General features: G+C 66.0%; 7 protein-coding genes. 4 read left to right on the top strand and 3 right to left on the bottom strand.

Annotation, left to right across the window (positions count from 1 at the left end):
• Positions 1-524: 524 nt before the first annotated feature.
• Both F3J45_RS16985 and F3J45_RS16980 read left to right on the top strand, forming a co-directional pair.
• Entirely contained in the window at positions 525-2,120 is a 1,596-nt protein-coding gene (locus F3J45_RS16985; protein WP_167064983.1) for a ShlB/FhaC/HecB family hemolysin secretion/activation protein, read from the top strand.
• A 39-nt stretch (positions 2,121-2,159) separates the two neighbouring features.
• Positions 2,160-11,042, top strand: coding sequence for a filamentous hemagglutinin N-terminal domain-containing protein (locus F3J45_RS16980; RefSeq protein ID WP_167064980.1), 8,883 nt, complete (start codon positions 2,160-2,162; stop codon positions 11,040-11,042).
• Between the two features lie 144 nt (positions 11,043-11,186).
• Here the strand turns inward: F3J45_RS16980 and F3J45_RS16975 are convergent, their stop codons facing one another.
• Positions 11,187-11,435, bottom strand: coding sequence for a CsbD family protein (locus F3J45_RS16975; RefSeq protein ID WP_167064978.1), 249 nt, complete (start codon positions 11,433-11,435; stop codon positions 11,187-11,189).
• Positions 11,436-11,537: 102 nt separating this feature from the next.
• On the opposite strand from F3J45_RS16975, the gene F3J45_RS16970 reads away from it, so the two are divergent.
• Together F3J45_RS16970 and F3J45_RS16965 are read left to right on the top strand one after the other, a co-directional pair.
• The gene (locus F3J45_RS16970) at positions 11,538-12,122 is read left to right on the top strand and encodes a chalcone isomerase family protein (RefSeq protein WP_205300561.1); all 585 of its coding nucleotides are present in this window, start codon (positions 11,538-11,540) and stop codon (positions 12,120-12,122) included.
• 12 nt (positions 12,123-12,134) lie between these two features.
• Complete coding sequence (locus F3J45_RS16965; protein WP_167064975.1) at positions 12,135-12,656, top strand: DUF3833 domain-containing protein; 522 nt, start codon at positions 12,135-12,137, stop codon at positions 12,654-12,656.
• Between the two features lie 7 nt (positions 12,657-12,663).
• Here F3J45_RS16965 and F3J45_RS16960 read toward each other — a convergent pair whose 3' ends face one another.
• Complete coding sequence (locus F3J45_RS16960) at positions 12,664-13,890, bottom strand: MFS transporter (RefSeq protein WP_167064972.1); 1,227 nt, start codon at positions 13,888-13,890, stop codon at positions 12,664-12,666.
• 252 nt (positions 13,891-14,142) lie between these two features.
• Complete coding sequence (glcF, locus tag F3J45_RS16955) at positions 14,143-15,363, bottom strand: glycolate oxidase subunit GlcF (protein ID WP_167064969.1); 1,221 nt, start codon at positions 15,361-15,363, stop codon at positions 14,143-14,145.
• Positions 15,364-15,370: the final 7 nt, after the last annotated feature.

Raw genomic sequence — 15,370 nt, 5'->3', positions numbered from 1 at the left:
CCCGCGCGCCGACCATGCCGCTTAAGCCCACACCCTGCAGGGGCTCAAGGCGTTACCCGGCAAAATGCTTAGTTACCTATCGAGTCGGTGCATTAATTGTTAGTGCGCTGTAAAAATGCGTCTCTTAAAGCGCGTCAAATAAACCGCGTCAAAAAATAGTTCACAACTAGTGATTGACCGTTATTACTAACAACGCTATTAATGCGGCGCTCACCCTAGACCATGCTATTGGTCACTGCTGCGATGGACCCGCGGGGGGAGTGCTAAAGAACTTTGCGTGCAAGCCTGGTTGAGGCCGCTTGTGTGTGCCCAACAAAAAAATTGACTGGCTGAGACTTTTCGGCCGGGGCGCGCTTTCGCCCGAAGTTTTAAAAACGGTTTACCAAGGATTGTTCGGCCTCCCCAGAGCAGGCCGTGCTCGCGTGTGCCTAGTCGCAAGAGAACCAAAAATGCCGGATGTAACTCGACCCTCGAATTACCGTCCCCACACATCTTCCTCGCCCCTCACTGACAGCAAGGTTCCCATGTTCAATTCCCACGTTCCGGCGAAGGCGCTGCTGTGCGCCCTCGGTTTTGCCGTGATGACAGCCAACGCGGCCATGGCCGCCGAAACCGCGGCCGCCGCCGCCCCGGCCCAGGCCGCCCAGGCCCGGGTACAGGTCAACGCCGTCGAGTTCAGCGGTAACCGCACCTTCAGCAACGAGCAGCTCAACGCGCAGATCGCCGGCGACTTGGGTCGTCCGATGACCCTGGTCGAGATGAAAGCCCTGGCCGCCAAGGTCGAGGCCTACTACCAGGCCGCCAACTACCGCCTGGTCAAGGTCGTGGTGCCGGCCCAGGACTTCGCCAACGAACCGGCCCTGAAGCTGGTGGTGCTCGAAGGCTGGCTGGGCAACGTGCAAGTCACCGGCGCCAAGCGCTTCTCCGCCGAGCAGGTGCATGACGCACTGGCAGCCGGCGGCGTAGTCGAAGGCAAGCCGTTCACCCTGGAGCAGGTCGAGCGCGCGCTGACCCACCTCAACCGCCTGTCCGGCATCGAGGTCACCTCCACCCTGCAACCAGGGCAGCAAACCGGTTCCACCGACCTGGTGGTCGATGTGACCGAAGCGCCTCGCATCCAGGGCGCGATGGAAATCAACAACTACGGCAGCAAGGACACCGGCGAAACCCGCCTGATGCCGAGCCTGAAGTTCGCCAACCTGACCGGCCACGGCGACGAGGCCAACGTGCTCGCCCTGACCTCCCTGGGCGCCGGCGACCTGTGGTACGGCTACGTCGACTACAGCCTGCCGCTGAACGCCACCGGCACCAAGGCCCGCGCCTACTTCTCCAAGGGTAACGTCGACGTCGGCAACACCTACCGCGTGCTGGAAATCGAAGGTGAGAACCAGAGCTGGGGCCTGGGCATGGCCCAGGACTTCGTGCGTTCGGCGCGCAGCATCGTCACCGCCGAAGCCTGGCTCGAAGCCCAGGACCTGGACCAGAGCATCCTTGGCGTGCGCACGGCCGAAGACAAGGTGCGCAAGCTGCGCTTCACCGTCAGTCTGGACAACTCCGACCTGTACGGCCGCACCCTGGCCACCATGGGCCTGCACTACGGCCTGGGCGAAGCGCTGGGCGGCATGGACGACAACTCGACCATGTCCAGCCGCGCCGCCGCCAAGGCCGACAACAACTTCACCAAGGTCACCTTCGACGTGGCCCGCCTGCAACAGATCACCCCGCGCTTCCTGGTGATCCCGCGCATCGCCGGCCAGTACTCGTTCGACTCGCTGGTGTCCAGCGAGCAGTGGGGTGTGGGTGGCTTCAACTCGGTGGCCGGCCACGCGCCGTCGACCTACTCCGGCGACAACGGCTTCACCGCCAGCCTCGAAGGCCGCTACGCGCTGTTCAAGGACAGCGACCGCTACCAGGCCACCGCGCGCCTGGACCACGGCCAGGTCTGGGTGAAAGACCCGCTGGTTGGCCAGGAAAAACACCAGGACCTCTCCGGCGCCGCCATCGGCCTGCTGGCGCGGCCACTGGACTGCGTCGACCTGCGGGTGGACTTCGGCGTGCCGATCGGCACCAAGACCGAGGACAACTCCTACGTCTACGCCCAGGCCCGTTACCACTTCTGAGTCGCGGAAACGACCCCCAATTTGCACAGGTAAGTACTCATGTCCCGCAAGAAGAAAGGCACGCAGACATTCATCAAGGCGGTTTCGGTTTCCGTCATCGGCGCTACCAGCTCGGTTGCCCTCGCGGCGCCAACCGGCGGTACCGTGGTCAGTGGCGGCATCACCATCGGTTCGATGAACAACAACGAACTGGTGATCACCCAGGCCCTGCAGAAGGGCATCATCAACTGGACCGACTTCAGCATCGACACCGGTGAGCTGGTGCGCTTCGCCCAGCAGGCCGGTAACGACTCGATCACCCTGAACCGGGTGCTGGGCAGCCAGGTGTCGAACATCCAGGGCGCCCTGCAGGCCAACGGCAACATCTTCCTGATCAACCCCAACGGCATCGTCTTCGGCGCCAACTCCAGCGTCGACGTGGCCGGCCTGCTGGCCACCACCTTCGATGTCAGCGATGCAAGCTTCCTCAACGGCGGCCAGCTGGAATTCTCCCAGGTCGCCGGCAAGGACCTGGCCAGCATCGCCAACCAGGGCCAGATCACCACTGGCAGCGGCGGGTTCGTCTACCTGGTCGCGCCCAAGGTGGACAACACCGGCTTCGTCATCGCCAACGTCGGCCGGGTGACCATGGCCGCGGGTGACCGCTTCACGGTCAACCTGCAAGGCAGCAACCTGATCAACTTCAGCGTCAGCGCCGACACCCTGGCCACTGCCACCGGCAACACCGCCACCGGCGTCAGCAACAGCGGCACCGTAACGGCCCAGACCGTCTTGCTGCAGGGCAACTCCGCCAGCGGCCTGATGAGCTCGGTGGTCAACAACAGCGGCATCATCGAAGCCACCGACCTGACCATCGCCGCTGGCGATATCGTCCAGGCCGGCACCATCAAGGGCGTGGCCACCGCGGCGGCCAGCACCGCCAGCCTCACCGCCGGCAAGACCATCACCACCACCAGCACCAGCTCGACCCGCGCCAACACCCTGAACCTGGCCGTGACCGACGAAGGCGCTTCGATCGGTTCCGAGGAAGGTGCGCTGACCGTCGATGCCGACGTGCTCAACGCCAGCTCGCAAAGCGGCAACGTGCTGGTCACCGACGTCAGCGGCGGCGTCGCCCTGGGCGAAGTCAAGGCCGGCACTGCAGACGCAGGCGGCAGCGTGGTGATCACCGCGCAGAACGGCAGCATCACCTCGGCCGACAGCAGCAAGGCCAACGTCACCGGCTACTCGGCCAAGCTGGTCGCCGATGGCGCCGTGGGCAGCGACAGCACCGCGGTCAACACCAAAGTGGGCGTGCTCTCGGCCTCCACCCAGAACGGCGGCATCAACGTCAAGAACGACGGCGCGCTGATTCTCGGCGACGTCATTGCCCGCGAGCAGATCACCGTCAACGGCCTGAGCAGCAGCTCCGCCGCCGTGGACAACAGCGGTTCGATCACCCTGAGCAACGGCAGTACCGGCAGCAAGAACGTCAAGGTCCAGGCCAGCGAAGGGGTGATCCTCACCGGCACCGTGTCGGCCACCAACGGCCTGACCGTCACCTCCGACACCGGCAGCATCCTTGCCGCCCAAGCCGGCACCGCTCTGGTTGGCCGCACCGTCAACCTCAGCGCCGGTGGCGAGATCGGTGACGCCGCGCAGTCCCTGAGCACCCAGAGCAACACCGTCAACGCGGCTGCCGGCAACGGTGGCGTGTACCTGAGCGAAAGCAACGGCCTGACCGTCGGCACCGTGACCGCGGCCGGCACCGACAACAACGTCGTGCTCAACGCCACCCAGGGCAACATCACCGTCGGCAGCATCACCGCCAACGGCGGCAACGTCGGCCTCACCGCCGGCAATGGCAGCATCATTGCCGCCACTGGCTCGACCACCAACGTCACCGCCAAGGGCCTGACCGCCAGCGCCAAGTCCGGTGTCGGCACCTCGGCCAAGAAGCTGGGCACCAGCGTCGACACCCTGAGCGCCACCACCACCGCCGCCCAGGCCGGTGTCTACGCCAGCAACGACAAGGCGCTGAGCGCACTGTCGGTGACCACGCCCAACGGTGACACCAACGTCACCTTCAGCGGCGGCGCGCTGACCTACAGCCGCAACACCAACGCGCTGGCGCTGACCCGCCTGCAGGCCATGGACGTTTCGTTCAGCAACACCGCCGCCGGCCTGAAGCTCAACGGCATCAACGCAGGCGCCGACAAGAGCGTGTCGCTGACCGCTGCCGGTGACATCACCCAAGGCAGCGGCAGCGTGGTCGGCAAGGATGTGGTCATCGACGCCACGGGCAACATCGGCAGCGCCGACACCGCCCTGCAAACCCAGGCCAGCGACCTCACCCTGACCAGCCGCAACGGCATCGCCAACGTCGCCAACACCTCGGCCGACCTGGCCCTGACGGCCACCGCCAACGCCACCAATGGCGCCGTGACGGTGAACCAGAGCGGCAACCTGTCGGTTGAGTCGGTCAGTGCCAAGACCGCAGTGAAACTGACCGCAGGCGGCGCCGTGACGGCTGCCGACGACGCTTCGGGCACCGTGATTTCCGCAGGCTCTCTGAACGTCAACGCAGGCTCCATCGGCACCAGCAGCAAGGCCCTGTCGAGCAAGGTGGCAGGCGCTGTGAACCTGACCGCCAACAGCGGTGACGTGAACTTCTCCAACATCGGTGCCATCAGCCTGCTGGACGTGCTCGCCAGCAACGGCAAGATCGCCTTCCAGAACAGCGGTGACACCGTGGTTGGCCAGCTCAAGGCCAGCGGTACCATCGACTTCAAGGTGTCCGGCAACGTCACCGACGGCAACGGCAGCGCTGCCAACTTCGTCACCAGCGGCCTGACTGCAGCGGTGAAGTCGTTCGGCACCAGCGGCGACGCCCTGGAAATCCAGGTTGACGAACTGGTGATCGACGCCGCCAACGGCGGTATCTACGCCCGCCAGGCCAGCGGTAACCTGATCTCGCTCAAGCAGATCACCAGCGGCGGCAGCGGCAGCGATATCCAGATCGAAGCCGATGGCAGCATCAAGCTGGGCAACGTCGATGCCGGTGGCAACAACGTCAAGATCGCTGCCGGTGGCAGCATCGAAGACGGCCGTACCAGCACCAGCGCCGCCAACGTCGTCGCCCGCTCGCTGGACATCAGCGCACCGAACGGCATCGGCCAACAGGGCGAACTGGCCCTGGACGTAAGCTTCCTGTCCGCTGCAGGCGGCACCGGTGGCGTCACCGCCACCAACGCCGGCGCCGTGGCCGTGGACGCCAGCTCGCTGACCGGCAAGGGCGCCAGCGCGATCAACATCGTTGCCACCGCCATCACCGTGCTCGACAACAACGGCGGCACCATCACCATGGATGGCGGCTCGCTGGTGCTCAAAGCCACCTCGGGCAACATCGTCTTCCTCAACCAGAACGACACCATCTACCTGCCAGGTGGCGGTAGCATCACCCTGATCGCGACCTCCAAATCCAGCAGCGAAGTGCCGGGCTACGACGGCGTGATCATCGCCGGTAACCTGAAAACCGACGGCGGCAACATCACCCTGCAGGCGCAGTCGAACATCACCATCGGCATGCTCGATGCCGGCGCCACCGGCGACGTCACCGTGGCCTCGGCCGGCGGTGTGATCCTCGACGGCAACGGCACCGCGCAGAACATCCGTGGCAACAACGTCAGCCTCACCGCCAGCACCCCAAGCAAGTACAACGCCGAGCTGACCCGCGACACCGCCATTGCCGAATACTCGGCACGCGATGCCGAGGCCGCCGCCAAGTTGCTGCAGCTGAACATCCTCATCCAGCAGCTGAAGGACTACGAGGCCCTGGTGACCTCGGCCACCCTGCAGAACAGCCTGGCCGAGCTCAGCCAGCGCCTGGCCGAAGTGGCTGCCAACGCCCAGTCGGCAAAAGTCGACAGCATGTCGGCCACCGCCGATGCGCTGAACACCGCGCTGAACGCCGCCACCGTGGTGCGCAACGCCGCTGCCGTGATCGCCGGTGCCGCCCAGGCCGTGCCGTTCTCCGGCGACGCCGGTGCCGACGCCGCCTTCGCCGTGGTCGACCTGGTGATGTCCGCAGCCTCCCTGGCCCTGGACAGCTACGAGCGCTACAGCCTGGCGCCGCAGCAAGACCTGCTGGTGGAGCTGAACAACACCCTGGACGTGGCCAACGCGGCGATCTACACCGCTGCCACCAACCTGGCCACCACCACCGCCATCCGTGACACCACGGCCACCTCCAAGGCCGCTGCCGAGCTGGCCGTGTTCAAGGCCAACACCGCCCGCGACGCCGCCCTGCAGGTGCGCAAGCAGGCCGTGGCCGCCTACAACCTGAACCAGCAGATCGACAGCTCTGCCGAGAAGCCGCTGGGCATCACTGCCAACCGCCTGGACATCAACAACGGCGGCACCATCGACTCCAGCCTGTACCTGAACTCCACCGGCAGCCTGGGCCTGGGCGACATCACCGTTGCCACCGGCAAGCAGATCGTCGCCGAAGCCACTGGCAACGTCGGCGTGGTCGGCACCGTCTCCAGCGACACTGCCATCAGCCTCAAGGCTGGCCAGGCCATCCTGGGCCAGGGCGGCGTGCTGGTGACCCCAGATCTGAAAATGGTCGCTGGCAACGGCATCGGTGCCCTGCAGGCGGTCAACACCCAGACCGACCGCGTTGCAGCCGACGCCGGCACTGGTGGCGTGGCCATCGTCAACGCCAACGGCGGTGCACTGCTGACCATCGGCACCGAAGGTGCGGTGAAAGGCATCACCGGCGCCGGTGACATCAGCGTCACCACCGACGGTTCGCTGAAAATCGACCAGCTGGTCAAAGACAGCACCCACACCCACACCGTCAGCCTGACCGCCACCAACGGCGCGATCATCGATGGCAACACCGTCGAGCGCAACGTGCAGGGCGGCACCCTGGTGGCCAAGGCCGCAGGCGCCATCGACCTCGACAGCGAAGTCGACACGCTGAACGCCGAAGTCACCAACGCCGGCAACATCACCGTGCGTGAAGCGAACGCGGTGACTGCGCGTAACCTCAAGACCGCCAGCGGCAACATCGACCTCAAGGCCGGTGGTGCCATCGTGGTCGGCAGCGTCGATGCCGGTACTGGCACCGTCAGCCTGGAGGCCGACGGCGCGGTGGACGATGACCAGGACAACAGCACCCTGATCGTCGCCGATACCCTGAACATCCACGCAGCGGGCAGCGTCGGTGCCACCGGCAGCAACGCCAACCGCCACCTGGACACCCAGGTCAACACCGTCAATGTCACCGCCAGCGGTGAAGTCAACCTGGCCGAGGTCGACGACCTCAACGTCGGCACCCTGGAAACCGACCACGGTAACGTCACCGTGACCACCGGTGGTTCCCTGAACGTCGGCAGCATCAGCACCGACACCAGCGCCAGCGACACCGTCAGCCTGGTGGCCGGCAACCAGATCACCAACGCCAAGACCGACGGCACCAGCAACATCGATGCCGCCAACCTGTCGCTGTACGCCGGCAACGGTATCGGCAACGACAAGGCCCTGGACGTCAAGGTCGCCAAGCTGGAAGCCTACACCGACACCGGCAGCATCAAGGTCAACGACCTGGACGGTGACCTGGTCATCGGCGGCGTTACCCCGAACCTGGGCAACCGCAGCATCACTGGCCTGGACAACGCCGATGGCGACATCGAAGTCACCACGGCCGGCAACCTGACCGTCAACGAGCGCGTGCACAACTACGGCGACGGCGCAGCGCGCCTGAGCGCAGGTGGCAACGTTCAGCAGAACGCCGACATCAGCACCGACAACGGTGATATCGCGGTCAAGGCCGGTGGCGACATCGACATGTTGGCTGGCACCGCTGCCCGCTCTTCCGGCACCGGTAACGTGGCCTACAACGCGGGCGGCAACGCCAACCTGCGCACTGTCGTCACCGACACCGGCAACATCGAGCTGACGGCAGAGCAGGGCGACCTGACCCTGAACGAAGCTGTTCAGACCGAAGCGGGCAACATCAGCCTGAACGCAGGCGGCGACCTGGTGCAGAACGACCTGGTGCGCACCGCTGCAGGCGACATCGTGGCCAAGGCCACCGGCGACCTGACCACCCTGGCCGCGACCACCGTCGATGGCACCGGCAACATCGACTACAGCGCAGGCGGCAACGTCAGCCTGCAGCAGGTGACCACCGGCGCCGGCAACATCAGCCTGAACGCAGGCGGCGACCTGGTGCAGAACGCTCAGGTGCGCACCGCTGCAGGCGACATCGTGGCCAAGGCCACCGGCGACCTGACCACCCTGGCCTCGACTACCGTCGATGGCACCGGCAACATCGACTACAGCGCCGGCGGCAACGTCGACCTGCAGCAGGTGACCACCGGCGCCGGCAACATCAGCCTGAACGCAGGCGGCAACCTGGTGCAGAACGACCAGGTGCGCACCGCTGCTGGCGACATCGTGGCCAAGGCCTCCGGCGACCTGACCACCCTGGCCGCGACCACCGTCGATGGCACCGGCAACATCGACTACAGCGCCGGCGGCAACGTCAGCCTGCAGCAGGTGACCACCGAAGCGGGCAACATCAGCCTGAACGCAGGCGGCAACCTGGTGCAGAACGCCCTGGTGCAGACGGCAGCAGGTAACCTCACTGCGCACGCCAACGGCAACCTGACCACCCTGGCCGACAGCACCGTGGTCAATGCCGGCAACATCGACTACAGCGCCGGCGGCAACGTCGACCTGCAGCAGGTGAGCACCGGTACCGGCACCATCACCCTCACCGCAGGCAACAACCTGAACCAGCACGCGCTGGTGCAGGCTGGCGCTGGCAACCTGGTGGCCAAGGCAGGCAACGACCTGACCATGGACGCCGGCACCCAGGCCAGCGTCATCGGCCAAGGCGATGTGAACTACAGCGCTGGCAACAACCTGGTGATCGACCAGATCGCCACCGGCAACGGCAAGGTGACCCTCAATGCCACCGCCGGTGACATCCAGGTTCAAGGCAACGCCGCGCGCAACGTCAGCGCCCAGCAGCTGATCGCCACCGCCGGCGGCAACATCGGCACCAACGATGCACTGCGCACCGCTGTCGACAACCTCAGCGCGTCGGCCGCTAGCGGCTCGATCGTGGTCGACGAGGCCGATGCCGTCACCCTCGACAACGTCGCCGCGGCCAATGGCCTGGTGTCGGTAAACGCCGGGGACATTACCGTCAAGCAACTGCAGGGCAGCAGCATCGCCCTGGACTCCACCGGCAAGGTGGTCACCGCCAACGGCGGCCTGGTCAAGGGCTCCAGCCTGAGCGTGGCCGCGCAGACCGGCGTCAACCTGCACACCGCAGTGGACAGCGCAACGGTAAGCAACGCCAGCGGCGACGTCACCCTGGCCGAAGATGACGGCATCACCCTGAGCCGTATCACCACCAGCAATGGCAATGTCAACGTCACCGCCGCTGGCGACATCGGCGTGAACAGCGTCGCTGCCAACAACGGCAACGTCACCCTGAGCTCCACCGGTGGCGCCATCGTCACCCAGCAACCGAGCCTGCTCGCTCGCCTGCTGGCCCGTGTGGCCCAGGCCACCGGCATCAGTGCCGAGCGCATCGAGTTGAACGCGGCCAACGGCCTGGGCAATGGCGCGCAAGGTGCCCTGCAACTGCACGGCAACAGCGTGTCGGCCAGCACCACGGGCGGCGACATCAACCTGGCCCAAAGCCAGGCGGTGACCCTGGAGAACGTCAGCACTGGCAACGGCAACATCGCCGTGACCGTGGCCGACGGCAACGCCACCGTGGGCGCAGTAAGCGCTACCGGCAGCGTGGCCCTGACCACCGAGAACGGTGCACTGCTGGACGATGGCAACGGCAACACCCGCATCAAGGGCGACGCCGTGAACCTGACCGCCAGCAACGGCATGGCCGTGCAAACCCAGGCCAACAGCATCAACGCCCAGGCCACCGCCGGTAACGTCACCGTGGATGAAGCCGACGGCCTCAACCGCCTGACCGTGAACAGCGGCAACGGCGACGTTGCGGTCACCAGCACCAGCGGCAACCTCGGCGTGGACGTGGTCAATGCCAGCGGCCACACCGTCAACCTGACCGCCAGCGCCGGCGCCATCGTCGACGCCAATGGCAATGCGCAGAGCAACATCAACGCGCAGAGCGCCAACCTGGTGGCGGCCAACGGCCTTGGCCAGCGCGGCAACGCCCTGGACGTCAACGTGCAGAACCTGGCAGGCAACGGCGGCAACGGCGGTGTCAACCTCAACAGTACCTCGGCTTCGGCACTGAACCTGTCGTCGCTGAGCGTCGCCCAGGGTGACATCACCCTGGCGGCGGCTGGCGACCTGAACGTCAACGGCACGGTGAGCAACGGCGGGGCGGGCAACATCACCCTGAGCGCTGCCAACATCCAGCAGAACGCCGACATCAACACCAGCGGCCGTGGCAATGTCAGCGTCACCGGCACGGGCGACGTGGTGATGGCGCCAACCAGCACCACCCGCACCGACACCGGTACCGTCAGCTACCAGGGTGGCAAGACCATCCAGGTGGCCTCGGTGCAAACCTCCAACGCCGCCGGCGGTGGCAAGGTGGTGTTCGTCGCGCCGCAGGTGCTGGACAACATGCCGGGCGTGGCCAACGTACGTGCCTGGCAGGTGTCGGTGAAGGCCGACAACGGCAACGCCACGCTGATCAAGGCGCTGATGGGCGACGTGAACGACTCGTCGCAAGTCGACCTCGGCAGCCGCGTGATCGGTGGTAGCCTGGCCGAAAGCCGTCGCTTCATGGAAGCGCTGCTGCAGCCAGCGGTGGTTCAGGCCACCGGGCCACAGAACCTGTTTGACGTGGGCCTGCTCAATGCGAGCCAGGTTACCCCGTTCAACGGCTTCGTGGACGGTGAAGATGGCGTGATGACTTACAACAAGTAAGCCAGCATGCTGTAGATGAAAAGGCCGCCGGGTTTTGCCCGGCGGCCTTTTTTTTGCCTGAGATTGATCGCGAGCTGGCGCTCGCTCCTACGGGATTTCCGCAGGCCTTGGTAGGAGCGAGCGCAGCTCGCGATGCTTTTGCGGTCAGCGCCGCAGCAAGCGGCTGACCAGCAGCGTCAACCCGGCGGCCACCGCCAGCGACGTCAGCGGTTTTTCCCTGACGAACGCCGACACGTTATCCAGCGCATCACCGTAGCTTTTGGTGATCTGCCCCGACACCTGCCGCGCATCACCCTCAGCTTCCAGCTGCGGATCGTCCAGCCATTGGCCGGCCGCGCTCTGCGCCTTGCCCGCCACTTTCTCTGCAACGCCTTCGATTTGTTCACGCTTCATGATTGATCGAACCTTCCTTTTAGGTAGCCATGGGCTTGTCGCACAAGGTTAGGGAGCTGCACGTCTGGATAAGTTCCAAGCAAACCCTGCAGGAACCTGTACGTGAAACTATTCTTGTACAACTATTCCGTTGCCGGTAACGCGCCTGTGGCCATCAGAACCCTGTTCATCAGCCTGCTCGCGGTGGCCACGCTCCTGGCCCCGGCCCAGGCAGCACCGGCGAGCTGGCGCTCGGCACTGCCCGCCGCGCAGCTGGCGGGCAGCGGTGATTTCAGCTGGTTTGGCCTGCGCCTGTATACCGCCCGGCTGTGGCGTAGCGGGGCCACGTGGAACTGGGATACGCCCTTTGCCCTGGAGCTGAGCTACCACCGGTCGCTGTCGAGGAACACCCTGGTGCAGGCCAGCATCGATGAAATACAACGCCTGGCCAACGCCCCGCTTGCCGCCGACACCCGCGAGCGCTGGACGTCGGCCATGGCTGCAGCCTTCGTCGATGTACGCCCGGGCATGCGCATCACCGGCCTGTACCTACCGGGCCAGGGCTGCCGTTTCTATGTCGATGACCAGCTGCGCCTGGAAGTGCACGACCCGGCCTTCGCCCGGGCGTTCTTCGCCATCTGGCTGGACGCCCGCGCCCGCGATGGCCAGTTGCGCGAGCAGTTGCTCGGCGCTGCCGGGCGCGAATGAGGAGGCTGACCCATGTACAAGCCACTGCTGTTGATCGCCTGCCTGCTGTTGGGCAGTTGCAAGGTTGGCGTGGAGCACTACGCCCAGGAGCAGCCGCGCCTGGACCTGGTGGCGTTCTTCTCCCAGCCGGTGCAGGCCTGGGGCATGTTCCAGAAACGTTCGGGGGAGGTGGTCAAGCGCTTTACGGTGCGCATCGACAGCCGCCGTGAAGGTGAGCGGCTGATTCTCGACGAGCGCTTCGTGTACAGCGACGGCACCCGCCAACAGCGCATCTGGACACTCACCCCCAACGGCCCGGGCCGCTGGCGCGGAACCGCCGGCGATGTACTGGGCGAGGCCGAGGGGGAAGTGGCCGGTAACGCCTTGCGCTGGCGCTACCAGCTGGATTTGCCGGTCGATGGCCGGCACTGGGCCATGGACATGGACGACTGGATGTACCTGATGGACGAGGACACCCTGATCAACCGCACGCGCATGAGCAAGCTGGGCGTGGAAGTTGGGCAAATCACCCTGTTCTTCCGCCGCATGCCCTAGGCCGGCATCAGCCTGGCTGCACCGCCAGGCGGTTGCTGACGTTGCGCCCCAGCACCAGCACGGTGACGAAGCCACAGCCCACCAGCGCCGTGGCCAGGCTCAGCAGCACCGAGCTGCCCATCTGGTCGACGATGCGCCCGCCGAAGAACGAGCCCAGGGCAATGATTACCTGGAACATCGCCACGAACAGTGGCATGCCGCGTTCCACTTCCTTCGGTGCCACCACGAACATCCAGATGCTGGAGCAGGCCGGGAAGGCGCCGAAGGCGAAGCCCCACAAACCGATCAGCATGGCCGCGCCGGTCATGCCAGTGGCGAAGTAGGGGAACAGCGCGGTGCTGGTGGCGATCAGCAGGGCAACCAGCATCAGGGTGTGGCGCACGCTGCGGTTGGCGGCGAAACCAGCGAACAGGTTGCCGGCGACACCGGCGATGCCGTAGAGCAGCAGCAACGAACCGATGGTCGGCCCATCGAAGCCGGAGCGTTCCTTGAAGAACGGCGCAACGTAGGTGTAGGCGGCAAAGTGCGCCAGGCCAATCAGCAGCACGGCGATCAGGCCAACCCGCGCTTGCGGGTTGATGAACAGCGCCGGCAGGTCACGCATGCGGATGGCTTTGTCCGGGTCCAGCCGCGGCAGCAGGAACAGTTGTGCCAGCAGCACCGGCACGCCTACCAGGGCGGTGACCAGGAAGGTCATGCGCCAGCCCATCAGGTTGCTCAACCAGGTGCCGACCGGCACGCCGAGCACGGTGGCCAGGGTCACGCCGACCATGATGATCGACGTCGCCTGGGCCACGCCCACGCCCTTGGGCGCAAGACGGCCACTCAGGGCGATGGCGGTGGCCCAGAAGCCGCCGATGCTGATGCCCAGCAGCACGCGGCCGAGCAACAGCAGGTTGAAGTCGCTGGCATAGGCCACCACGGCGTTGGCGAGGATCATGATCAGCGTCAGGCCCACCAGCAGGTAGCGGCGGTCCATGGCGCCGATGCCCACCGACAGCAACGGCGCGGCGAGGGCGGCCATGATGCCGGGCAGGGTGACCATCAAGCCGGCGTGGCCGGCACTGATGCCCAGGTCGCTGGCGACGTCGTTGAGCACGCCGACGGGCAGAAATTCGCTGGTCACCAGGGCGAAGGCGCCCACGGCAACGGACAGGATCGCCAGCCATTGCTGGAGCAGGCTGCGTTCATTGGGGGCGGGAAGGCCGCTAGGGGCCGGGCTGGCGCTTGGCATGGTCAAGGGTTCCAAAGGGGATGGCGCCTGTAGCAGGCGAGGGGAGCGGGGAGAAATTGCAGGCGATTATAAAAGTCGCTGCCGCGAAGTCGACAGGCGGGCCGTTCGATAGTAATCATCAGCGCGATTGATAAAACCCCCGCACCCCTTGTGTAGGAGCGGGCTTGCCCCGCGAACACGGGCGAAGCCCGTGCCATGCACCGCGGTGCATGCTTCGCGGGGCAAGCCCGCTCCTACAAAAGAACCGCGAAATCAGGCATTGAGGGCCGCTTCGACAATCTCGACCCAGTGCCGCACCGGTGTGCGCCCGGCGCCGTCCAGGTGCATCTGGCAGCCGATATTGGCCGTGGCGATGAGCTGGGGCTTGCCGCTTTCCAGCGCGTTCAGGCGGTTGTCGCGCAATTGCTGCGACAGTTCAGGCTGGGTCAGCGAATAGGTGCCGGCCGAGCCGCAGCACAGGTGGCTGTCGGGCACCGGGGTCAGGGTGAAGCCCAGCCGGGCCAGCAGGCTTTCCACCTGGCCGCCGAGCTTGAGCGCGTGCTGCAGCGTACACGGGCAGTGGAAGGCCAGGCGCTGTTCGGCGCACAGGCCCAACTGTTCGAGCGGTTCGTCACGCAGCACCTCGACCAGGTCGCGCGACAACGCACTGACCCTGGCTGCCTTGGCGGCGTAAAGCGGGTCGCGCGCCAACAGGTGGCCATAGTCACGCACAAAGGCGCCACAACCGCTGGCGGTCTGCACGATGGCTTCGGCGCCAGCCTCGATGGTCGGCCACCAGGCGTCGATCGCGCGCCGGGCGCGTTCCAGGCCCTGTTCCTGGGCATTGAGGTGGTAGTCCACCGCGCCGCAACAGCCGGCTTCAGGTGCAGGCTCCACGCTGATGCCCAGGCGGTCGAGCAGGCGCGCAGTGGCGGCGTTGGTGTTGGGCGACAGCGCCGCCTGCACGCAGCCTTCGAGCAGCAGGATGCGCCGGGCATGGCGCACCGCCGGGCGCTGCCCAGGCGCTGCGATACGCGCCGGCAACTTGCCTTGCAGGCTGGCCGGCAGCAGCGGGCGCAGCATTTGCCCGGTGCGGGTCAGCGCCTTGAACAACGCAGGGTGCGGCACCACCGCGCGCAAGCCCTGGCGCAACAGGCGCTGGCCGAGCGGGCGGGGCACCTGCTGTTCGACCACGGCGCGGCCGATGTCCAGCAGGTCGTGGTACTTCACCCCGGACGGGCAGGTGGTTTCGCAGTTGCGGCATGTCAGGCAGCGGTCCAGGTGCAGCTGCGTGCTGGCGCTGACCGGTGCGCCTTCGAGCACCTGCTTGATCAGGTAGATACGCCCGCGTGGCCCGTCCAGCTCATCGCCGAGCAACTGGTAGGTGGGGCAGGTGGCGGTGCAGAAACCGCAGTGCACGCAGCTGCGCAGGATGCGTTCGGCCTCTTCGCCGCGAGCCAGGTGCTTGGCGCTTTCACTCAGGGTGGTTTGCATGGCGTGG

Source organism: Pantoea sp. Ap-967 (assembly GCF_011752565.1).
Lineage (GTDB): Bacteria > Pseudomonadota > Gammaproteobacteria > Pseudomonadales > Pseudomonadaceae > Aquipseudomonas.
The sequence above is the reverse complement of the archived record's forward strand: the minus strand, read 5'-3'. Positions and strand labels throughout refer to the sequence as shown.

Excerpts from the sequence above, each read along its gene's own strand:
- F3J45_RS16985 (WP_167064983.1), top strand. The coding sequence starts at position 525 with ATGTTCAATTCCCACGTTCCGGCGAAGGCGCTGCTGTGCGCCCTCGGT.
- F3J45_RS16980 (WP_167064980.1), top strand. The coding sequence starts at position 2,160 with ATGTCCCGCAAGAAGAAAGGCACGCAGACATTCATCAAGGCGGTTTCG.
- F3J45_RS16975 (WP_167064978.1), bottom strand. The coding sequence starts at position 11,435 with ATGAAGCGTGAACAAATCGAAGGCGTTGCAGAGAAAGTGGCGGGCAAG.
- F3J45_RS16965 (WP_167064975.1), top strand. The coding sequence starts at position 12,135 with ATGTACAAGCCACTGCTGTTGATCGCCTGCCTGCTGTTGGGCAGTTGC.
- F3J45_RS16960 (WP_167064972.1), bottom strand. The coding sequence starts at position 13,890 with ATGCCAAGCGCCAGCCCGGCCCCTAGCGGCCTTCCCGCCCCCAATGAA.
- glcF (WP_167064969.1), bottom strand. The coding sequence starts at position 15,363 with ATGCAAACCACCCTGAGTGAAAGCGCCAAGCACCTGGCTCGCGGCGAA.